Below are 21,950 nucleotides of genomic sequence, written 5' to 3'. Positions count from 1 at the left end.
ACTCCCATCGAATCGACTCGCAGCGAAACCAACTTACCGGACTCACCTGCTCTAACGCGGGACGCGGCTACCCGACTGGCGAGTAACGGAACCGGGGGTGCGATGTGTGCGTCCAACCACGTATGAATGACATCGAGTACGTGTTCGGCACCGGCGACGGCCACGTCCATACGTGGACGGGTGCCGCCGACTTGGAGCTGGCCACACCGGGGATCGCCGATGCGCTACAGCTCGACTTCGACGGTGATGGCAGCGCCGATGACGCGCTGTGGGATTCCGGCGGCACCGGTATCGCGAATGTCGCCGCACTCGACCTCGACGATGATGGTGTGTTGGACCATTTTTTCACCGATCCTTCGGGTCTCGGCACCTGGGACCACCAGATCACCGGCTCGCCCACCGATGCGGGCGACGAGCGTTTGGCCTGGATCGTCCGCTCGGACTCCGAGCAGCCGGACGCGGCGTTGCCCGCCGACTCGTGCGCCGATCCGGCGGCGCCCGCTGCCGACTCCGGTGCCGCACCGGAGCATTCGATCCCCCACAGCGACCTACCCGACTATCTGGCGAACGCGCTCACCCGCGATGCGCGTCGTTTCGACGAGGGAGCGATCGCGGCGGGTGTGGCCCGCGCGCACGACCTATCGGGGTCGTCCGGCGCCGAGTGGTGAGTCCGGAAATCCGCTGCGGGGGTGGGCCCCGCAAATCGGTGCGGGCCATCGAATCGCGGCGGGTGAGGTGGTGCGAGCGGCCGGGTACCGAGAAAGAACCTCGGCGGCAACGCGGGTCGCCGCGACGGCCGCTGCCGCCGTGGGTGCTCGGCAGCCGGTTCACGGCGTGATCTGCCACGAAATCGTCCACCCCGCAGACCGATCCCGCGGCACTCACACCGTGAGTCGGCTGCGCACGGCGATGGCCGCGATACCGGCGAGGTAGATCGCGGCACAGGCGAGCACGATGGGCAAGGAGCGCCCGTCGGCGGGAATCAGCAGGGCGGTCACGGCGATAGCCAAGACGAACGCGATGTTGAACACGGTGTCCTGTAACGCGAACACCTGGCCTCGGCGGTCGTCGTCGATGTCGATCTGCATGGTCGCATCGCCGGTGAGTTTGATGGTCTGCCCGGCGAGTCCGAAAAGGAACGCGCCGACCAGCAGGAGCCGGTGGGCGTGTTCGAGCGCCGCGCCGGTCTCGGCGATGGCGATGGGAGTGACCAGTGTCAGCTGCACCACCGTCGCGGTGAGCAGCCCGACCACCACGGTGCGCGGTCGGCCGAGTCGCGGAATGAGCAGTGGCGCGACGACGGCCGCGACCAGCATCCCGGAGGCGGTCGCGGTGATGGCGACACCGAAGCCGACCAGGCCGTTGCTGAGTTCGGAACCTCCGGTGGCTGTTTCACGCAGTACCAACACCATGATCAGCGTGTTCACGCCGAAAACGATGCGGTGGGTGCCGATCCCGATCATGGCGGCGCTCACGTGCGCCGATCGCCACACGGCGGTGGCACCGGTGCGCAGACCGGTGGCGATCGCGCGTACGGTGCTCGGTCCCGCCGCGGCGCCGAGGTCTGGGCCGAGGACCCGTGGCACGAATCGTGTCGCGAGCAGTGCGCCGACTATCGAGCCGATCCCGCTGACCGCCACCGCGGCCGCCGAAGCGGCGTCACCGGCACCGACCAACCCGATCACCGCGACCGAGGCGGCGGCGCCGACCCCGGCACACCCGGAGGCTACGGTCGCGAACACCGAATTCATCGGCACGAGCCATTCCTGGGCCAGCACTCGTGGCAGCGATGCCGAGACCCCGGCCAAGACGAATCGGCTGATGCCGACGACGGCGAGTGCGAGCAGTAGCAGGGGTTTCGCGCCGATCCCGGCGAGCAGCCCGACGCTGGCCACGGCGATCAAGATCGCGCGCACCACATTGGCGACGAGTAGGACGCTGCGGCGGTCCCAGCGATCGAGTAGCGCGCCCGCGTACGGGCCGATCAGTGAGTACGGCAGCAACAGCACCGCGAATCCTGCGGCGATGTCGATGGGGTCGGTTTGGCGTTCCGGGTTGAACAGGATCGCGCCCGAGAGTGCGGCCTGGAACATGCCGTCACCGAATTGGCCCGCGAATCGGACGATCGCCAGTCGCAGCACGCCGGGGCTTTCGCGCAGCGCAGCGCGTAAGGAGGTCAGCCGGTGGCTCATCGAATGCCCTGCGCTGGTGGGGGCGGAATGGTCGGGGGTGGGTTCATCGATCGGGGGCAGGTCGAGGCAAGCGTGATCTTCGGGACGGCCGGTGGACACCCGGCGAGGTTACTGGGTCTTCCTGAACGCCCGTTGTCGGAACCCCCGCGAAGCACGGCGGTGGGCGAGATGTCCGATTTTGGCGAACCCGGTTCGGTAGCAACGCTTTTCAGAGCGTATCGCTGATCAGAGCGCTGACCGTTTTGCGCATGTCCGGCGCCATCGGCAGCTCATCGAGTTCACCGGGTCCGATCCAGGCGTACGCGTCGTGCTCCCCCGGCGCCAACGCGATCTCGCCGGGCTCGGCTTCCACGACGAAGCTGTACTTGCGCACCTTGGCCTTGGTGCGCGTGGCGTAATCGAATCCGCCTCGGTAATCGGTGATGGTGCGTACCCGCAACCCGGTTTCCTCGAACAGTTCCCGTGCGACGCACTCGGCGAATGTTTCCCCGGATTCGAGTCCGCCACCGGGCAGTTCGAACATGCCGCCGTGATAGTCGTCGGGGACCCGGCGGACTAGGAGAAGTTTGCTGTCGCGGAAGACCGCCACCCCGATCACGAAATGCGCGATCCCTTCCTGCTGTGCCTCGGCGCGCAGTTGCCGCTCGATGCGAGCGAATGTCTCTGGCCGCATCCCGTTGATACCTCCGATTTCCCTTGCGACACTTCGAGTTAGGAGCTCACTGCCGGTCCGGTAGCCGAGGGTGAGTGTCTCGACGCGTGCGGACGTCTCGGTGGGGCGCACCGGTCATTTTCCCCTCGCCTTACGTTCACCTGCCGGTCGCTCGCGTAAAATGCCGAGTGCAGGACAATTTACTAGGAATGTGGGGCACCTTGATGGAGGTGCTTGTCGCCAGAAAGGTGATCGGTGCGCGGTCGAAGAGAGGAGGGCCACTGATGTCCACACTCGCGACTGGACACATCGATATCCACCGTGCGGGTGACCGTATGAAAACTCGAATCTCCTGGCTCGATTCGAAGCATTCGTTCTCCTTCGGGGAACACTACGACCCGGATAACACTCACCACGGCCTGTTGTTGGTCAACAATGACGATATTGTGTCGCCGGGCCAGGGCTTCGATACGCATCCCCATCAGGACATGGAGATCGTTACCTGGGTGCTCGGCGGCAGCCTGGTGCATCAGGATTCGCTCGGTCACAGCGGCCTCATCTATCCCGGCCTCGCGCAACGGATGAGTGCGGGCACCGGAATTCTGCATTCGGAGAAGAACGATTCGTGGCGATTGGACGCCGGTCCGGCATCGAATGGTGTTTCGGCGAGTCCCGAGCACGAAGAGCCGGTGCATTTCGTCCAAATGTGGGTGGTTCCCGACGAGCCGGGTGCCACGCCCGGATATCAGCAGTTGGAGATCGATGATCAGCTCGCGGGGGGCGGACTGGTGACCGTCGCCGCGGGACTGCCACGCTATCGCGATCGCACGGCCATCACCATCAACAGCAGCCACTCTGCCTTCCACGTGGCGCGGTTGTCCGGATCGCCTGAGGCGAATTTCGAGTTACCGGACGCGTCGTATCTGCATGTGTTCGTCGCACGCGGTGAGGTGGAGATGGAAGGCGTTGGGCCGCTGTACGAGGGCGACGCGGTGCGGCTGACCAGGACCGGTGGGCAACGGATCGGCGCACGGGTGCCCTCGGAGATTCTGGTGTGGGAGATGCACGCACGACTGGGTGCCCAATAGGCGATCGGTATTAATATCCGTAGGTGGGGCGTGCGATAGACAGGTACGCGACCTTCGTGCCGGACCGGCCGGACCACGCGTCCAGACCGGTTGGCACGATACCGACCGGGAGGAATCACATGTCGTATCCGCCGCCAGACCCCTACCCCGCAGCGGGTGGGCAGTACCCCCCGCCGCCGCAGGGGCAGTATCCACCGCCGCCGCAGGGTGGGCAGGCGTATTGGCAGGAATCGCCCAAGGGTAAAGGGCTGGCGATCACCGCATTGGTCCTCGGCATTATCGCGCTGCTGTTCTGCTGGACCCTGATCGGCGGTTACCTGTTCGGTGTTTTCGCGATAATCCTCGGCGTGATCGCGGTGATCCGCGCCCGCTCCGGGCGTTCCGGCGGTGCCGGGATGGCCATCACCGGCCTGATTCTCGGTGTGCTCGGCTTGGTGGGCGCGGTGCTGATCACGATCGTGTTCTGGAGCTTCTTCGAGGATTCCGGGGGTAAGGACTACCTCGACTGCGTGCGCCAGGCGGGCAGCGATCAGTCCAAGCTCGACCAGTGTGAGCATGATTGGACCGATCAGATCGATAACAAGATCAACGTCACGCCCGCGCCGCGCTGAGCCGCCGCCCGCGGTGCTCGTCGGCCGACGCGCACCCGGTCATCGGCGGTGTACAGACGGCAGCCGGAGGGATCTGCATACTGGAGGTCGTGACTTCCGACCTGAGCAGTCCTTCCGGCATCGATCTGTCCTACCTCGATCGTGGGGTGCGGGCGCAGGACGACCTGTTCGCGCACGTCAACGGCAAATGGCTGGACGACTACGAGATTCCGGCCGATCGCGCGGTCGACGGCGCCTTCCGCACGCTGTACGACCAGGCGGAGCTGGATGTGCAGGAGATCATCCGCACCGCGGCCGACGGCTCGGCTCCCGGCAGCGACGCACGCAAGATCGGTGATCTGTACACCAGCTTCATGGACACCGAGACCGTGAGCTCGGCCGGGCTGACCCCGATCGCCCCCGAGTTGTCCGCCGTGCACGAGGTCACCGACCGTGCCGAATTCGCCGCGTTGCTCGGGCGGTTGCAGCGCACGGGCATCGGCGGCGCGGTCGGTTTCTACGTCGACACCGACGACAAGAATTCCCAGCGCTACATCTCCCACGCCACCCAATCCGGGATCGGCCTGCCGGACGAATCGTATTTCCGGCAGGACGAATTCGCCGAGATCCGCACGAAGTATCGCGAGCACATCGCCCGCATGTTCGCGCTCGCCGCCGAGGACGAGCACGTCGCGCCGTCGCTGCCGGAGGATCCCGCCGCAGCCGCCGAGCGAGTGTTCGAGCTCGAGCGCAAGCTGGCCGAGGGCCATTGGGATGTGGTGCGACGCAGGGACGCGCAGCTCAGCTACAACCTCACCACCTTCGAGGCCCTGCGCACCGAGAACGCCGAATTCGACTGGGCGGCATGGGCCGATGCCCTGGCCGAGGGCGCGGAGCGCTCCGGCGCCGAGATCCTCGCCGAGATCGTGGTCCGCCAGCCGGACTATCTGCGTACCTTCGCCAGTGTGTGGGCCTCGGAGTCGTTGGAGGACTGGCGGTTGTGGGCGCTGTGGCGGGTAATTCATTCGCGCGCACCGTTTCTCACCGATGCGGTGGTCGCCGAGAACTTCGACTTCTACGGCCGCACGCTCACCGGCGCGCAGGAGAACCGGGAGCGTTGGAAGCGCGGCGTGTCGCTGGTGCAGGATCTGCTCGGCGAGGCGGTCGGCAAACTGTATGTGGCCGAACACTTCCCGCCGCAGGCGAAGGCACGGATGGTGGATCTGGTCGCCAATTTGCGTGAGGCCTACCGGCGCAATATCGCCGACCTGGACTGGATGGGCGCCGACACCAAGGCGGCGGCGCTGACGAAGCTGGAGAAGTTCACCCCGAAGATCGGCTACCCCGATAACTGGCGCGACTACTCGGCCGTGGTGGTGCACCCGGCCAACCTGGTGGGTAACTACCGCAACGGTTATGCCGCCGAACATGATCGGGACCTGAACAAGCTGGGTGGCCCGGTCGATCGTGGCGAGTGGTTCATGACACCGCAGACGGTGAACGCCTACTACAACCCCGGCATGAACGAGATCGTGTTCCCCGCGGCGATTCTGCAACCGCCGTTCTTCGACATGAACGCCGACGACGCCGCGAATTACGGCGGCATCGGCGCGGTGATCGGCCACGAGATCGGCCACGGGTTCGACGACCAGGGCGCGAACTACGACGGCGACGGCAATATGGTCGACTGGTGGACCGACGACGACCGCACCGAATTCGGTAAGCGCACAAGGGCGTTGATCGACCAATACGACGTGCTCTCGCCGAAGGAGCTGCCGGATGAGCACACCGTGAACGGTGAGTTCACCATCGGCGAGAACATCGGCGACCTCGGCGGCCTTTCCATCGCCCTTGCCGCCTACCGCATCTCGCTCGACGGCGCCGAGCCGCCGGTGATCGAAGGACTGACCGGTCTACAGCGCGTCTTCTACGGCTGGGCGCAGGTGTGGCGGACGAAGGCGCGGCGCGAGGAGGCCGTCCGTCGGCTCGCGACCGACCCGCACTCGCCGCCGGAATTCCGGTGCAACGCCGTCGTCCGCAATATCGACAGCTTCCACGAGGCGTTCGACGTGCGGCCGGGTGACGAGCTGTACCTGGAACCGGCGCAGCGTGTGCGGATCTGGTAGATAGCACCTCGAAAACGCCTGAGCGGGACCTGAATTCAGGTCCCGCTCAGGCGTCTGCTCTTGTGTCGGCTGGTATCGCTCAGCCGTTTCCTCGGTGCGGTCAGTCGTTCCAGTCGCCCAATCCGTCGCTGGCGTCGAGGGTCCCGCCCTGGGTGTTCTCCACGACCACCGGGTCGCCCGGCTGGGTGTTGTCGAAGAACCAGCGCGCGTCCTCGTCGCTGACGTTCAGGCAGCCGTGGCTGGAGTTGGAGTAGCCCTGCTGGCCGACCGACCACGGGGCGGCGTGCACGAAGATGCCGCTGTTGGAGATCCTGGTCGCGTACTCGACGTCGAGCTTGTAGCCCTCGGGGTCGGTATCGGGGACGCCGTAGGTGTTGGAGTCCATCACCATCTTGCGGAACTTCTCGCCGACGATGTAGGTGCCGTTGGGGGTTTCGTGCTTGGTCTTGCCCATCGAGGTCGGCATCGTCTTCACCACCTCGCCGTTGCGCGTGATGGTGATGGTGTGCGTCTCGTCGTCGGCGGTGGTGATCAGCTCGTCACCGATGCGGAAGGCACTGGTCGTGCCGCCCGCTTCGACCTGAACATCGGTGTTGGCCGGCCAGAATTCGTTCGGCCGCCAGCGCACCTGCTTGTCGCCGCGCCAGTAGAAGTGGCCGGGAGCGTCGTTCGAGCTGGTGACGTGGATGGCCTGTTCGGCGGCGGCGTGGTCGGGCACCGGCTCCTTGAAGGTGATGATGATGGGCTGTGCGACACCGACGACATCACCGTCGTTGATGTTGATCGAGGGCGGCGCGAAGTTCGCGCGCGGGGTACCGGGGTCGGTGGCCGCCGACGAGGAGCCCGTGTCGATTCCCGGGATGCCTGGCAGCAGCGGTTCGGCGTGGGCGGGCGCGACGATGACCGCGCCCGCCGTCGCGATCGCGGCGGACAGCATGACGGCGTGGCGAGCCAGGCGCCTGGGCTGTCGGTCCCCGCGGTCCCCGCGTGACGACTTGGTGTGCAAAGCGGCGTGCATAAGCTTCTCGTCCATCTCTCATTCGGTCGCGGAGCGAACTCCGCTGTGCCAAGCGCAGCGGCGCTCCACCTGTCCAGCGATGACCTGTTCGGCGTTGGCCTGTCGGCTTCGGCGTTGGCCTGTTGTGCCCGGTGGTCCTGCGCTCGAATCAGCGCACGGCGAAGCGCAACGTCTACCCGTATCGACGGCCCCGACCCGTCGTACATTCCTACCGTCCCGGTGTGGCCGAAGCTAGTTGTCTTCCATAGTGATTCGCCGACACGGCGATGAGTGGCGACGGTCACAGCGGCCTGTCGGAAATGGAAAAGGCGATGGTCACCCCGGCGAGTTCCCGGTGTGGGTGGCCCGCTGATCTTGGTAGCTACCGGCAGGTATCAAACATCTTGGTGACGCAGATCACTCGAATGGCGCGGCCGGATTGTTCGTCGCGGCCACCCGCCGTCGCGACGCTACTGTTCGCGCAGTCGGCGGACGGTATTCGTCGCCGTTGCCGCCAGCTTGGCGAGCCGGGCGTCGCCGAGTGCGGTGATCGCGTTGCCGAGTCGGTTGGTGACGAAGGCGATGGACATGCCGAGCTCGGGGTCGGCGTATGCGCCCGAACCACCGACCCCGTAGTGGCCGAAGGCGTTTCGTGGCTGTTGTTTAGCCATCAGCACCGGCCGGTGATAGCCGAGGGTAAAGCGCAGCGGCAGGCCGAGCACGTAATCGCGCCCGTCCGCGAACTGGGTGCGGTTGATCGTCTCGATCGTCTCTTGGCGTAGCAGCCGAACCGACGACCTCGGGCCGACTCCAGCGTTGTCCGGGTGCACGAGTCCGTCATTGGCCAGTGCGCCGTACATCCTGGCCAGCGCGCGTGCGGTGAAGACGCCGTTCCAGCCGGGCATCACGGCGTCGTGTACTCGAGGGTCGCGCACCAGTTCGTCGAATCCCTCCGGCATACCCGCTTCGGCGAGGCCACGGATGGGACGCACGCGCGAGAGCACCGAAGACGCGGTGTTCCACCGGATTCCGGGCGGGCCGAGGTTGCGGGTGATCGCGGCCAGCCGCGAGCGCTCGGATTCCGGTACCCGGAACCAGAATTCGTCCATGCCCAGCGGCTCGGCGATCTCCGTGCGCACGACCTCGATGAACTCTTTCCCGGTGGCCCGTCGCACGATCTCGGCGACCAACCACCCGAAGGTGATCGCGTGATAACCGGAGGCGTGGATGCGTCGGGGGTCGGGCTCGCTCGCGGCCAACGCGCTCACCACGGCTTCGTAATCCAGAATGCCTTCTCGGCCCGGCACGAGGCCGCGCACCCTGTGCAGACCGGCGCGGTGGGCGAGCACGTCGTGCACGGTGATGTCGTGCTTGCCGTTGGCGGCGAATTCCGGCCAGTAGTGCGCGACGGGCGCTTCGTAGTCGATGAGTCCGCGTTCGGCGACGCGGTGCAGTGCGGTCGAGGCGACGCCCTTGCCGGTGGAGAACGCCAGCACCACGGTGTCGCCGTCCCAGCGGCGTTGCTCGTCGGCCCAGATATCCAGTACGGGATGTCCGTCGAGGTAGAGCGCGAGTGCGCCGCCGCCGTGACCGTGATGGTGGAAGATGCCGAAGAACTGGTCGGCCAACCGGGTGAAACGCGGGTCGAGCAGCATCTCGCGCGGTGCCCGGGGCGCGGCGCGCGGCGCATGGTCGTCGCCGGTGAAGTCGTCTCCGGCTGTAGCCGAAACCATGGAGTCACCTCCTGACCGCCGAGTGTCACGGGATATCGGGATGTCAGACCGTCATCAGCGTAATGGGTTCACGGCGTCCGCCAGCTGCCGAACGGTGTGGCCAGGCATGCCGCGCCGCTGCCGAGCGTGCCGTCGCCGGGGTCGAGGGCAAGCGCGGCGGCTCCCAGGCAGTTCAGTGTGTTGTCACTGGTGCGAACGGAGGCGCGGGAGCCGGTGAGCGCGATCGACAGTGCGAAAGGGGATGTCACCGGATCCGCCGCGATGGCGGTCAGCGCCACCGAATCCGCCCCGATGCCGATCGCGAGCGGGAGGCCGGCACCGTCACCCGCGGCGGCTGCGCCGTTGACGCCGATGCCGATCGCGGTCGCTCCTCCCGGCGTATTCGTCCCCGCGCCGGTCGCGTTCGCGTAGGCGGTGCCGTCGATGGCAATCGCTCGCGCGCGCCCCGCGTGATCGCTGACGGCGCGGCACACCGTGGACCCCTCCCGCACCAGGAGGTCGCCGCCGTAGTCGGTGACGCAATGCGCGTTGGTTGCCGAGGCGGTAGCTGGGAGCGCGACCGACGCGCCGATAGCAGCGACCGAACATAGGACTGCGCCGATCAGATTCATAAAACGCTCCTCATCGCACCGAGTTCCCAGCCTACCCAGTTCGTTTGCTGGAAGGGCATTTTCGTCGCCGACTCGACGGGCATGTGATCCATGGTGTATTCATTTCGAGGTATCTCATGCACAGCTTTGTCAACTTCGGATTCTCTCGGGGGCCTGAGTGCGGAGCGTTACGGCTCGGGAGGACTGTACGTGCCTGGTCAATTGACCTCGGGTCGTCTGGCAATGGCCGCATTCGCGATGACGGCAGCCGCGCTCACCACTGTCGCTTGCGGTTCGACGATCAGCGGCACCGCCCAGCCCGCCGTCGACAACGGGACCGTTCCGGCGGTGTCGGCGACCAGTACGCCTAAGCCGACCTCCAGTCTCGCGACTACCAGCAAGCCCGCGCCGACCACGACGACGAGGGCTCCCGGCGAGACCGACTTCGAGGCCGAGGTCAACGACTGCGTCAAGCTCGGTGGTACCACCACGGATGCGACGATCGACAAGGCTTCATGCGGCAGCCGCGAAGCGAACTACAAGGTGATCGAGAAGCAGCCGAAGAGTTCGCAGTGCATCGGCGATGCCGACAACTACTACGCCGAGACCATCAACGGTGTGGAAGTGGGTGCCTTCTGCCTCGATATCGACTGGGAAGTCGAGGGCTGCATGGACGTCGGTGGCGACGATCCGCAGCGGATCGACTGCTCGGCGACGGTCGGCAAAGGCGTCAAGGTCACCGATATCAAGCACGGCACCGCCGATGTCGGTGATTGCGGTAGCGGCACCGGATATGTCTACGATCAGCGCCACTTCGTGGTCTGCGTGCAGGACCTCTAGCCGCAGCGGCTCAGTCCTCCAGGGCTCTCCGGGGATGGACACCGAAAAATAAGCGGGCCGACGGCATCTGCCGTCGGCCCGCTCATTCGGGTGCTCGCTGTCAGATGGGGAGGTATCCGGCGCCGGCGCCGCCTCGCCCATTGATGTCGTCCATGATCGTGCTCATGTTGGTGCCGACCTCGGGGCCGAAGCAGGCGACGGCCAAGTAGGCGTTCACCATGCCGACCAAGGTGTTGCCGACGACGACGGGTGCGCCGGAATCGCCCTCGACGACGCACATCTGGTTCCAGGTCTCGATATTGGTCTGGAACACATCACCCCAGGCGATGCCGCAGGTGTTGCCGGTGGTCCTGCCCTCTTTGCAGACGATCGAGGGGAAGCTCGCCGGCCCGCCGACTCCGGCGATGGTCACGTTGCCGACCCGGTTGACCGGGATGACGCTGGCGGGATCGAATTCGATCACGGCGTAGTCGAGGTCGTGGTTGGAGTAGACGAAGTGGCCGATCGTGCCCGCGCCGCGGTCGGATTCGGCGTAGACCTGGGCACCGGGGTCACCACAATGTCCAGCGGTCAGTCCGACCAGTCGCCCCGCGTTGTCGTGGCCGATGGTGGTGACGGTGCACTCGAATTGGTTGTCGATGACGATCCCGCTGCCGCCGCCGATGACCGGAGGGCCAGCCGCGTTCGCGGCCCCCGCGCTCGTCCCGAGTAGCGCCGCACCACAGGCCACGGCGAAGGCGGCGTGAGCCACCTTGGCGAGTTTGCTGAACATGTCCCTCCAGACGTCGGAAGCCCGCACGATATCAATCTGTCGCACCCATCGTGTCAGTAAACGTGGCCGGGCGCGTCATCTGCTTGCCGGTTGACCACCGGGGACACGATTCAAACCTCATTTAGGTACATATATGAATTAATGTCTCTAATCCGGTCAATAGCGACGCGCTATCAGAAATTTGGTTGACGGTCCGAGTTTTGTTCGACGGATGCTGGAGACGTCATCGGTTTGCCATTTCACCGCACATGCGTTTTGAATGAACGCACTCCGAATAAACCGATCGATCGCCGGTGGTTCACAGCGGGATCGACGCAGGTGAGCTGTCACTTGTCCCAGCATTGACCTTGCCGATTTTGGTCCCTTCTCCAATGCCGATGCGTTATCTCTCGAACGTTTCAGTGACATCCCCGAACGGCTATGACTGTCATCACAAGTCGGTGGTGTGTTCTGGCTTACTACGTAGTAAGGTGCGTCAAGCAAACGAGTCGCCGGGGCAGCCAACCGGCGTCGAGGAGGGTTTAGCCAGTGCAGTCGACCAAGAGTCCACCCACAGGGTCACGGTTGAGTGGCGCAGTCGATTGGACCAAGGCTTACTGGGAAGGCCACCCGAAAGCGTCCTTCGAGACGCTGGGTCGACAGATCACGATGGGTATCGCGGCCGTGGCCGAGTTGTTCGTCTCGATCTTTCGTCGCCGCTTCCCGTTTCGCGAGTTCATTCGGCAATGCGCGTTCATGGCGAGTGTCGCCGCCGTCCCCACCCTGATGGTCGCCATTCCGATCGGCGTCATCGTTTCCATCCAGGTCGGATCCGTCGCCCAACAGGTCGGTGCCACCTCGTTCATCGGTGCGGCCAACGGCCTCGGCATCATTCAGCAGGGCGCCCCACTGGTGACCTCGCTGATGATCGCGGGCGCCGTCGGCTCCGCGGTATGCGCGGATCTCGGATCCCGCACCATCCGCGAGGAAATCGACGCCATGAAGGTGATGGGTGTCGACCCGATGCGCAGGCTCGTCGCGCCACGACTGGGTGCGGCGATGCTCGTCAGTGTGTTGCTGTGCGGTTTCGTTGTCTTCGTCGGCTTCTTGACCGGCTATATCTTCAACATCTTCGCGCAGAACGGAACCCCCGGCTCCTACATCGGCACCTTCGCGTCCTTCGCGGTGACGACGGACCTGTTCGTCGCGCTGGTGAAGTCGTTGATCTTCGGTCTGCTCGCCGCGATCATCGCGTGCGATACCGGCCTGAACACCCGAGGCGGGCCGGGTGGTGTCGCCAACTCGGTGAACTCCGCGGTGGTGAGCTCCGCGATCATGCTGTTCGGCGTCAACCTGATCATCACTCAGGTGTACAACGTTCTATTCCCATCACAGGTGGTCTAACCGGTGTCGTCAACGTATGTACCTCCGCTACTACGGCCGCTGCAGCAGCTCCGTAAAACAGCGAAGGCGCCAGTGGATTGGCTCGCTCGGATCGGCCATCAGGTGTTTTTCCTGTTGCGCTCGATCGGCTCGATCCCGGTGGCGCTCAAGCACTATCCGAAAGAGGTGTGGCGACTACTATCCGACGTCACCTGGGGCAACGGTAATCTTGTCGTGGGTGGCGGAACCATCGGCGTTGTCGTCATTCTCAGCGCCTTCGGCGGTATGACCGTCGGTATTCAGGGATATAACTCGCTCAACCTGCTCGGCCTGAGCCCGATCACCGGTGCGATCTCCGCATTCGGTACCACCCGTGAACTCGGCCCGCTGCTCGCGGCGCTGGCCTTCGCGGTACAGGCGGGCTGCCGATTCACCGCGCAGCTGGGAGCCATGCGGATCTCCGAGGAGATCGACGCGCTGGAATCCATCGCCATCCGGCCGCTGCCCTACCTGATCAGCACCCGGATGTTCGCCGCCGTGGTCGCGATCATTCCGCTCTACTGCCTGGGCCTCATGATGGCCTACATCTCCTGCAGCCTCACCGTGCAGCTGATCGGCGACACCGCGAGCGGCACCTACCAGCACTACTTCTACCAATTCCTTGTTCCGACGGACGTGATCTACTCGCTGCTCAAAGCGATTCTGTTCGTCGCGATCACCACGTTCATCCAGTGCTACTACGGCTACTTCGCCTCCGGTGGTCCGGAAGGCGTCGGCGTCGCGGCCGGCCGCGCGATCAAGACCTCGATCATCGCGGTGGTCTTCGTCGACCTGTTCATGACACTGGCGATCTGGGGCGTCGACCCAGGCATTCGGATCTCGGGGTAGGCGCACATGATTATGGATCCCAGTGGGCGCGGGCCCACCACACGACAGCTGCTCGTGGCAGGTTTGGCCGGACTCGTCGTCTTCGTCCTCGCGCTCGGTCTCTTGATGGCGCGCTACCAAGGCTTCTTGGTCTCGAAGGTGAAGGTCGTCGCCGAACTCACCACGACAGGTGACGGCCTGCCGGAGAACGCCGACGTCAAGTTCCGCGGCGTGCTCGTCGGCGCGGTCAAGGACGTCGAGGTGAAGGCCAAGGGCGAGCTGCAAAAGGTCAACATCGACATGAAGCCGGAATTCGCCGGCGGCATTCCGGCGAACGTCACCGCGCGCGTGGTGCCCACCAACCTGTTCGCCGTCACCTCCGTCGAGTTGATCTTCAACGGTCCCGACGACAGCTACGTGCACTCGGGTTCGGTGATTCCCGAAGACCGCAGCCAGGGCACGATCGCGCTGCAGGACACCCTCACCACCGCACGCAACATCATCGACAAGATCGATCCGGTCCAGTTCGGCCGCGTGCTCGGCACCCTCTCGCAGGCGCTCGACGGCAGCGGCAGGATGCCGGGCTCCACGGTCGAGCGGCTCGACCGTTGGTTGCAGAGCGTCGACGACTCGATCCCCGACCTCGGCGCGGACCTGAACAACTTCGCCACCTCGGTGCAGGCACTCAACCAGTCGGCACCCGAATTGCTGGACGTGCTCGGCAATTCCGTGCAGACCGCGCAGACGATCGCGGACAAGCGCAGCCAGTTGGTCGCGTTGATCACCGGCACCTCGGCGACGATGGACACGGTCAACGACCTGTTCGCCCGTAACCCCGATACCGGTAAGCAGGTCACCGCGGGCACCTCCGACATGTTCGGTGCGCTGGCCGCCGACCCGAGCGCGATCACCGCGTCGCTGGTGAACCTCAACGAGACCGTGCGCAGGATGGACACCACCTTCCACTGGGGTCCGCAGAATCAGCAGGTGTGGGACGCGGGCATCACGCTCACCCCGTACAAGCCCTACACAGTCGAGGACTGCCCGCGTTACGGCGAGTTGGCCGGCCCGAGCTGTGGCACCGCCCCCGCGGTGAACGATCTGCCTCCGCTGCCGGAGAAGCTGAAGCCGCGCGCGGTCGACTCCGCGGTGGGACTGCCCCCGGTGGTGCCGATGCCCGGTCTTCCGTTGATCCCCGGTGTCACCATGCCGAGGGTCCCGGATATCGCGGCGGCCGACCCCGCGGAGCCGTTCGCGGGAACCCCGCTGCAAGGGCTGTTCCCGCCGTTGCAGGGGCTGCTCCCCGGCCTGTTCCCGCCGGCACCGGCCCCGGAACCCGCGGCGGCTCCCGCTCCCGAAGGTGCTGCGGCACAGGACAACGCTTCGGCTCCCGAGGGTGCTGCCCCCGAGAATGCGACTGCGGCTCCGATCTCCTACCAGGGTGACGCCGCGATCGGCCCGTTGCTCGGCCGCAAGCCGACCACCGCCGAGTACCTGCTGCTCGGCCCAATCATGAAGGGCGCGACGATGCAGGTATCCGACAAGGGTGCCGTCCGATGAACATTCGTAAGCCGCTGATCGGATTCAGCATCTTCGCGATCGTCTCGGTCCTGGTGACGGTGCTCGTGTGGAACACGCTGGCCCGAATCGTCCAGGGTGACACCAAGTCCTACTCGGCGACGTTCACCGATGTGCTCGGCCTCCATGAAGGCGACGACGTACGCATGGCGGGTGTTCGCGTCGGCAAGGTCGACAAGATCGAGCTCGGGCGCGACAACGAGAGCAACCGGTCCGTCGCCACGGTGACGTTCGTCGTGCAGCAGGACCAGACGCTGTTCGACGACACCAGGGCGCTGGTTCGCTACCAAAACCTGATCGGCCAGCGCTACGTGTCGTTGGATCCCGGTGCGGAGCCGAACCCGGCGCCGCTGAAGAACAAGGGAACCATCCCGCTGGCGCACACCGAGCCGTCGTTCGATATCTCGGGCCTGCTCAACGGTTTCCAGCCGCTGTTCCAGGTACTACAGCCCGAACAGGTCAACCGCCTTTCGGAGACCTTCATCCAGGCGTTGCAGGGTGACGGGGTGTCGCTGAGCGCGTTCATCGTGCAGGCGGCGCAGTTGGCCACCGACTTCCAGCGCAGGGACGCGATTCTGTCGGACGTGATCACCAACCTGTCGGCAGTGATGTCCGGGTTGGCCAAACGAGGTGATGAATTGGAGACCCTGGTGACCCAGACCCGGGCCTTGATCGGCGGCCTGTACGACCAGGGTCAGTCGTTGCTCGCATCCACGGAGCAGATCTCGACCGCGAGTAGTTCTCTGGTGAACATGGTCGGCCAGATCCAACCGAAGCTGGAGGTCGCCCAGAACTCCACCAGCGCGGCACTGACCCTGCTGATCGCCAACGGTGCCAAGCTGGACCAGGCCGCGATCGACTTCCCCACCGTGTTGTCGGCCGCGGGTAGGCACACCTCCACCGGCGGCTACGCGAACGCGTACCTGTGTGGTCTCGATGTGTCGCTCTACGGGATCCTGTTCCCGCGCGGTCTGTTCTCACAGATCGGTGGCAATTCGCACTCGGCGGTGTGCCGCCCATGACTAGTTTGAAATCGCGGTTCAACAACAACCGCAACTTCTGGCTCGGCCTCTTCGGTGCGCTGCTCATCGTCGTACTGCTGGTCGGGTCCAGTGCCTACAAGCTCATCGGGCTCGGCGAGCAAACCGTCAAGGGTGAATTCGTGCAGGCCGCGGGCGTGCGGGTCGGCGACAAGGTGAATGTCGCCGGCGTGCCGGTCGGCAAGGTCACCGGCGCCGAGATCGAAGGCGACCACGTGCTGCTGAGCATGAGCGTCACCAACGACGTCGACCTCGGTCCGGACGCGCACGCCTCGATCAAGATGGCGACCCTGTTGGGCGCCAGGTTCGTCGACCTGCAGCCCGGCGACGGTTCGGGTCTGAAGGACAAGCGAATCCCGGTGTCCAACACCGAGGTTCCTTACAACCTCGCCGATGTGATCGAGGTCGGCACCCCGAAGTTCGAGGCGCTCGACACCAAGCAGTTGGGGGATTCGCTCACCGCGATCAACCAGCAGCTCGGCGATTCTCCCGAATTGGTCGCCCAGGCGCTGGATTCGGTCGGCGCGATCTCGAAGGTCATCGACGAGCGCAAGGATCAGGTCGACGGTCTACTCAAGGACCTGGACCGCGTCACCAGGATTCTCGCCGACAACCGCAACAGTGTGCTGCTGGTGATCACCCAGGGTGAGGCCATCGCCAACCGGGTGATGGAACGCCAGGATCTGCTGCGTCAGTTGCTCGACAATGTCGCGTCGCTGAGCAAGCAGTTGCAGGACATCGGCGCGCAGAACGGCGATCAGCTCGGCCCCACGATCACCCAGCTCGACACCATGGCTCAGGGCCTGCAAAAGAACAAGGACAACCTGGATCGGATGCTTTCGCTCATGCCGCCGACCGTGCGTTACCTCGCCAACTCCTGGGGTGGCAGTGGTCCATACGGTGATGTCGGGCTGCCGTGGCTGTTCCCGGACAACTGGTTGTGCTTCGCCCAAGCGATCGAGGGGTGCCAGTGATGACACTGATCAAATTCCGTAAGGGCGCCTCCCCGATCAAGTGGCAGACGATCGCGAAGACTCTCGCGATCAGCGCGGCCGCGCTCAGTGTCGGGAGTTGTTCGCTGGTCCCGAGTTCGGTGAACAACGCGATCGGCAATTCGTTGCAGATCACCGCGGACTTCGAGAACATCGCGGGTATCTACGAGGGCAACCCGGTGACGGTGCTCGGCCTCGATGTCGGCAAGGTCGACAAGATCGTCCCGAAGGGCACCTTCATCGAGGTGCATCTTTCGGTGCAGCCGAGTGTGAAGATTCCGAAAGACGCTCAGGCGGCGATCATCTCGCCGTCGATCGTGACCAACCGGCACATCGAGCTCACTCCGGTCTTCACCGGCGGCGATGCCATGACCGACGGCACCCACCTGCCGTTGTCGCGCACCAAGACGCCGGTCGAGCTGGACACGCTGATCAAGACCATCGATCAATTCTCCGCGGCGTTGAAGCCGGAAGAGGGTTCCGACGGCCTCGGACCGCTGTCGGGTAAGACGCTGTATCCGATGTTGAACGGCAACGGCGAGAAGATCCGCGACACGCTCAACGCGCTGTCGGGTGCGCTCAAGGTCGGTGTCGACAACAAGGACGCGGTGTCGAGCATCATCGTCAAGCTCAACGAGCTGACGAGCATGCTGGCCGAAAACGACCAATCGGTGCGCGATTTCAGCGACCGGACCACCCAGATGACCGGACTGCTCGCCGACCAGGCACCCGGCCTGCAGGCGACGCTCGATCAGCTCAACGACTTCCTCAACAACACCAGTTCGGTGTTCGGTCAGTACCAGGACCAGTTGAAGGACTCGCTCAACGGGCTGACCAACGTGACCCAGCAGTTGCGCGACAACTCCAGGGGCATGACCGAGGTCGCCGATGTCGCGCCGATGATGTTGCAGAACGTCGAGAAGATCATGAATCCGGAGGGCGGCTATGTGCGACTGCACGCGATCATCGGCACCGCGCTCTCGGGTGAAGTCATCAGTGTGTTCTGTGAGCGGGTCCAGATGAAGGCCGACGGGTGCCGCACCGGGGACATGTCCGATTTCGGGCCCGACTACGGGCTCACCGCCGCGCTGCTTGGACTGACGAAATGACCTACCGTATGTCGATCAAGGCACGCAGGGCGCTCATCGCCGTCGCTGCCGCAGCGGGTGTGGGTATCACCTCCGGTTGCGGCTTGACGGTGGAGAAGCTGCCACTGCCCAAGCCTGGCCAATCCGACGATTCCTACACGCTGCACGCGGTATTCGAGAACGCGTTGAACCTGCCCGATCAGGCGAAAGTGAAGATCGGTGGTTCGGAAGTCGGTGTCGTCTCCAACATCAGGACCAAGAACTTCCAGGCGATCGTCGACCTGACCGTCGACAAGAGCATCGAGCTGCCCAAGGGCAGTACCGCCGAACTACGCCAGGCCACCCCGCTCGGTGATGTGTTCATCGCGATGTCGAAGCCGCAAACGCAGCCGGGCACCGAATTGCTGCACGACGGTGACACGCTCACCCTCGAGGACACATCGGCGGGCGCCACGGTCGAGCAGCTGTTGATCTCGGTGTCGATGATGTTCAACGGCGGCGGTATCGCCAGCCTCAGCAAGCTCGGCTCGGAGCTGGACTCGATCGTCGGCGGGCGTGGCCCCCAGCTTGCCCACCTGATCACCGAGATGACCGGCGTGATCGGCAGTTTGAACGAGAACAGCGCGAATATCGACGGCGTGCTCAACCAGTTCCACACGCTGGCGGGAACCATCGAGACCCGCCACAACGAACTGGGCCAGGTCGCCGACACGCTGCCGAACATGATCGGTGCCATCGCCGAGAACAACCAGGCCATCGGTGATTTGCTGAGCAAGCTCTCCACCACGAGCGCCGCGCTCGGCGATTACTCCAATACTTCCGGTCAGCAGCTGGGTGACCTGTTGGACAACACTCACCAGCTGATGAACGCGCTCGCGGCCACCGGCGATCAGTTCGGGCAGCTGCTCGATCGACTACAGGTGCTCACGCCGAAGGCGGCTTCGAGCTTCCGAGGCAACAGCTTCGCGGTGTACGCCACCGCGACGAACCTCGATATCAGCGCGCTGACCGACCCCGAGCACGGCGGCCTGCAGGATCTCAACGACCTGCAGGACTTCGCGGGCAGCATCATCCAGGTACTGCAACTCGTGCAGGGCCGAGTGACAGGGGCGGGCCGATGAGCTGGCTGTCGAAGTTGTTCCAACGCAAGATGTTGCTGTCGACCCTCGGCCTCATCCTGGTGCTGGTGGTGGGCGGCGCGTACCTGTTGGTGTCGGTGATGCGGGTGAACCCGCTGCGCACGCACTACACCGTCACGGTGAGCCTGGATCGCTCCGGCGGTCTGCAGCCGGGTAACGACGTGACCCTGCGCGGCTTCCGTGTCGGCAAGGTCGACTCGATCACGCTGGCCAATGGTGGCCAGGCCATTGCCGCCAAGGCCGATATCGAAACCAGGTACAAGATTCCAGTCGATACCGCGATCGCGGTGCAGGCGTTGTCCGGTGCGGGTGAGCAGTACATCGACTTCCGTCCCGCCGCCGACGCCGGTCCCTACCTCAGCGACGGCTCGGTAGTGCAGTTCGATCCGGGGAAGATCAAGACACCGGTTCCGGTGTCGGCGGTGCTGGACAACTCCAGTGCGTTGATCGCCCAGATCGACCCGGACAAGTTCGGTGTGATCCTCGACGAGCTGGACACCGCGCTGAGCGGTGGCCCCGATCAGCTGCGTGGTTTGGTGAACGGCGTGAGCCTGGCGATGGCCGGGTTGGACTCGTTGTTGCCGCAGACCACGAACCTGATCGGCAATCTGCGCACCATCGCGCAGACCACCTCGAACGCACAGCCGGACCTGACCACCTTGACCAACAACTCCGGCACGTTGATCAACCAGTTCAACAACGCCAACGCCGAGTTGCAGAATGTGCTCGACCAGGCGCCGGGACAGTTGAACACCCTCGGCAACGTGGTGGATTCCAACATCGACCCGATCACCAACCTGGCGAACAACTTCGTGGCCATCACCAAGGCGGCGCAGTTGCGTCTGCCCGCGTTGCGTGCGTTGTTCCCCTCGATCGCCTCGGGCGGTAAGGCGCTGGGTATCCCCGCGCACGATGGTGAGTTCCACGCGATGTTGGATATCTGGCCGCGACCGTTCTGTACCTACGACACCCCGATGGTGCGCAACGAGGTCATTCAGGACGGCACGATTCCGAAGTGGAACTACTGCGACAACCCGCCTCCCGGTCAACAGATCCGCGGCGCGGCGAACGCGCCGAGGCCCGACGTGCCGGACAATGGCGCGCACATGCCGCCGGGTGTGGATCCGAATGAGCGGACCCTCCCTCCGGTGAAGTGAGTAACAGCCCCGGCCCTGCGGCAATGCTGTGGGCCGGGGCATACTCGCGAATGGTTCGTTCACAATGCGGGCCGGATCAGCCGAATCGACGCGCGTGCGCGTGCGCCGGGAAAGTGCAGGATTGTATCGATGTCTAACGACGACGCCGACAAGAGCAAGGACGCCGAGGACGGCACGGAAGCCCACGACGCCAAGGACGCCGAGAAGACCGGGGTGGACAACACCGAGGCGGGGAAAACCGACGCCGAGAATACGGCTGCCGCGCAGCGGGGCGCCGACGCAGACAAGGCCGACGCTGACACGGCGGACACCGACAAAGCTGACGCGGGCAAGGTCGACGCCGACAAGGTCGACGCAGACAAGACCGAAGCCGTAGCGAAGTCCGATTCGTCCGCTGCTTCGGCGGGTGCGGCCGCTACCAGCAAGGTCGACACCGCCAAGGTCGCCGACAAAGACAAGGTCGCCGACAAAGACCAGGCTGCCGCGGAGAAGAAGGCAGCCGCAGCCGACAACGGCACCTCCGGTGCGACAGCGGCGGGCCCCGCCAAGTCGCGTTCGGTCGGCGCACTGGCGACGGCGTTCGTCGCGGGTGTTGTCGCGGTCGCCGCGATCACCGCGCTCGTCGTGTTCTTCCTGCAGGGCAAGGATCGCGGCGACTCGCTCGACGCGATCCACGAGGCCACCGACGCGGGCTGCGCTTTCGGTAACGATGTGTCGGTCTACGACTACTCGCAGAACCTGGACGAGTACTTCACCAAGGTCAAGGACGGGTCCACCGGTGAATTCCAGAAGGAGTTCGCGGACGCCAACCAGGCGCTCAAGGACGCCATGGTGCAGGCCAAGGTGAAGTCCTGGGTCGACGACGTGCAGTGCGGCTACCAGTCCGGCGACAAGGAGTCGGCGAATGTGCTGGTCACCTTGACGCAGTTCCGTACGAACTTCTCCCAGCCCGAACCGGCACGGCAGTTCGTGGTGGTCATCGCGCAGCTGAAGAAGATCGACGGCAAGTGGTTGGTGGAGAAGCTGGATTCCCCGATGCTCAAGGGCGCGGGCAGCGGTCTGCCCGGCGGTGCTCCGGCACCGGGCGGCGCTGCGCCGGCTCCCGGCGGTGCACCGGCACCCGCGCCGACGCCGGGTAACTGATCGC

At 64.9% G+C, this 21,950-nt stretch carries 20 protein-coding genes; 14 read left to right on the top strand and 6 right to left on the bottom strand.

Annotation, left to right across the window (positions count from 1 at the left end; translation table 11 throughout):
• The first annotated feature begins 122 nt into the window (after window positions 1-122).
• Complete coding sequence (locus ABEA50_RS05810) at window positions 123-668, top strand: hypothetical protein (protein ID WP_345493977.1); 546 nt, start codon at window positions 123-125, stop codon at window positions 666-668.
• Window positions 669-881: 213 nt separating this feature from the next.
• On the opposite strand, the gene ABEA50_RS05805 is transcribed toward ABEA50_RS05810, so the two are convergent.
• Window positions 882-2,192, bottom strand: a complete 1,311-nt coding sequence (locus ABEA50_RS05805) for an MFS transporter (protein ID WP_345494678.1) — start codon at window positions 2,190-2,192, stop codon at window positions 882-884.
• A 208-nt stretch (window positions 2,193-2,400) separates the two neighbouring features.
• Window positions 2,401-2,865 (bottom strand): NUDIX hydrolase, encoded by a 465-nt coding sequence (locus ABEA50_RS05800; RefSeq protein WP_345493976.1) that lies wholly within the window; start codon window positions 2,863-2,865, stop codon window positions 2,401-2,403.
• Between the two features lie 263 nt (window positions 2,866-3,128).
• Here ABEA50_RS05800 and ABEA50_RS05795 point away from each other — a divergent pair, with 263 nt between their 5' ends.
• From ABEA50_RS05795 to ABEA50_RS05785, 3 genes are all read left to right on the top strand, one after another.
• Window positions 3,129-3,932, top strand: a complete 804-nt coding sequence (locus tag ABEA50_RS05795) for a pirin family protein (RefSeq protein ID WP_345493975.1) — start codon at window positions 3,129-3,131, stop codon at window positions 3,930-3,932.
• 119 nt (window positions 3,933-4,051) lie between these two features.
• Window positions 4,052-4,543: a DUF4190 domain-containing protein gene (locus ABEA50_RS05790; RefSeq protein ID WP_345493974.1), complete on the top strand. Its 492-nt coding sequence runs from the start codon at window positions 4,052-4,054 to the stop codon at window positions 4,541-4,543.
• Window positions 4,544-4,632: 89 nt separating this feature from the next.
• Window positions 4,633-6,648 carry a M13 family metallopeptidase gene (locus ABEA50_RS05785; protein WP_345493973.1) on the top strand — a complete coding sequence of 672 codons (2,016 nt, stop codon included), beginning with the start codon at window positions 4,633-4,635 and terminating at the stop codon, window positions 6,646-6,648.
• Between the two features lie 100 nt (window positions 6,649-6,748).
• On the opposite strand, the gene ABEA50_RS05780 is transcribed toward ABEA50_RS05785, so the two are convergent.
• From ABEA50_RS05780 to ABEA50_RS05770, 3 genes are all read right to left on the bottom strand, one after another.
• Window positions 6,749-7,681 carry a L,D-transpeptidase gene (locus ABEA50_RS05780; protein ID WP_425577535.1) on the bottom strand — a complete coding sequence of 311 codons (933 nt, stop codon included), beginning with the start codon at window positions 7,679-7,681 and terminating at the stop codon, window positions 6,749-6,751.
• Window positions 7,682-8,115: 434 nt separating this feature from the next.
• Window positions 8,116-9,300, bottom strand: coding sequence for a serine hydrolase domain-containing protein (locus tag ABEA50_RS05775; RefSeq protein ID WP_345494676.1), 1,185 nt, complete (start codon window positions 9,298-9,300; stop codon window positions 8,116-8,118).
• A gap of 146 nt (window positions 9,301-9,446) precedes the next feature.
• A complete protein-coding gene (locus ABEA50_RS05770) occupies window positions 9,447-9,989 on the bottom strand; it encodes a DUF6764 family protein (protein WP_345493972.1) in 543 nt (180 codons plus the stop codon).
• A gap of 189 nt (window positions 9,990-10,178) precedes the next feature.
• Here ABEA50_RS05770 and lppU point away from each other — a divergent pair, with 189 nt between their 5' ends.
• Window positions 10,179-10,808 (top strand): LppU family putative lipoprotein, encoded by a 630-nt coding sequence (lppU, locus tag ABEA50_RS05765; protein WP_345493971.1) that lies wholly within the window; start codon window positions 10,179-10,181, stop codon window positions 10,806-10,808.
• Between the two features lie 100 nt (window positions 10,809-10,908).
• Here lppU and ABEA50_RS05760 read toward each other — a convergent pair whose 3' ends face one another.
• The gene (locus tag ABEA50_RS05760; protein ID WP_345493970.1) at window positions 10,909-11,580 is read right to left on the bottom strand and encodes a S1 family peptidase; all 672 of its coding nucleotides are present in this window, start codon (window positions 11,578-11,580) and stop codon (window positions 10,909-10,911) included.
• Window positions 11,581-12,144: 564 nt separating this feature from the next.
• Here ABEA50_RS05760 and ABEA50_RS05755 point away from each other — a divergent pair.
• The 9 genes from ABEA50_RS05755 to ABEA50_RS05715 all read left to right on the top strand — a co-directional run bounded on the left by ABEA50_RS05755 (window position 12,145) and on the right by ABEA50_RS05715 (window position 21,946).
• Complete coding sequence (locus tag ABEA50_RS05755; RefSeq protein WP_345493969.1) at window positions 12,145-12,963, top strand: ABC transporter permease; 819 nt, start codon at window positions 12,145-12,147, stop codon at window positions 12,961-12,963.
• 3 nt (window positions 12,964-12,966) lie between these two features.
• Window positions 12,967-13,830 carry an MlaE family ABC transporter permease gene (locus tag ABEA50_RS05750; protein ID WP_345493968.1) on the top strand — a complete coding sequence of 288 codons (864 nt, stop codon included), beginning with the start codon at window positions 12,967-12,969 and terminating at the stop codon, window positions 13,828-13,830.
• Between the two features lie 6 nt (window positions 13,831-13,836).
• Window positions 13,837-15,369: an MCE family protein gene (locus ABEA50_RS05745; protein ID WP_345493967.1), complete on the top strand. Its 1,533-nt coding sequence runs from the start codon at window positions 13,837-13,839 to the stop codon at window positions 15,367-15,369.
• Window positions 15,366-16,409 (top strand): MCE family protein, encoded by a 1,044-nt coding sequence (locus tag ABEA50_RS05740; protein ID WP_345493966.1) that lies wholly within the window; start codon window positions 15,366-15,368, stop codon window positions 16,407-16,409. Before ABEA50_RS05745 ends, ABEA50_RS05740 begins: the two co-directional genes overlap by 4 nt.
• Window positions 16,406-17,401 carry an MCE family protein gene (locus ABEA50_RS05735; protein WP_345493965.1) on the top strand — a complete coding sequence of 332 codons (996 nt, stop codon included), beginning with the start codon at window positions 16,406-16,408 and terminating at the stop codon, window positions 17,399-17,401. The genes ABEA50_RS05740 and ABEA50_RS05735 overlap by 4 nt, the downstream gene beginning before the upstream one ends.
• Entirely contained in the window at window positions 17,401-18,528 is a 1,128-nt protein-coding gene (locus tag ABEA50_RS05730; RefSeq protein WP_345493964.1) for an MlaD family protein, read from the top strand. Before ABEA50_RS05735 ends, ABEA50_RS05730 begins: the two co-directional genes overlap by 1 nt.
• Window positions 18,525-19,628 (top strand): MlaD family protein, encoded by a 1,104-nt coding sequence (locus ABEA50_RS05725; protein WP_345493963.1) that lies wholly within the window; start codon window positions 18,525-18,527, stop codon window positions 19,626-19,628. Before ABEA50_RS05730 ends, ABEA50_RS05725 begins: the two co-directional genes overlap by 4 nt.
• Window positions 19,625-20,803 (top strand): MlaD family protein, encoded by a 1,179-nt coding sequence (locus tag ABEA50_RS05720; RefSeq protein WP_345493962.1) that lies wholly within the window; start codon window positions 19,625-19,627, stop codon window positions 20,801-20,803. The genes ABEA50_RS05725 and ABEA50_RS05720 overlap by 4 nt, the downstream gene beginning before the upstream one ends.
• 129 nt (window positions 20,804-20,932) lie before the next feature.
• The gene (locus ABEA50_RS05715; RefSeq protein ID WP_345493961.1) at window positions 20,933-21,946 is read left to right on the top strand and encodes a hypothetical protein; all 1,014 of its coding nucleotides are present in this window, start codon (window positions 20,933-20,935) and stop codon (window positions 21,944-21,946) included.
• Window positions 21,947-21,950 lie beyond the last annotated feature (4 nt).

This window comes from Nocardia callitridis (assembly GCF_039543305.1).
GTDB classification, from domain to species: Bacteria; Actinomycetota; Actinomycetes; order Mycobacteriales; family Mycobacteriaceae; genus Nocardia; species Nocardia callitridis.
Note: the sequence above shows the minus strand (reverse complement) of the source record. Positions and strands in the feature narration are given on the sequence as shown.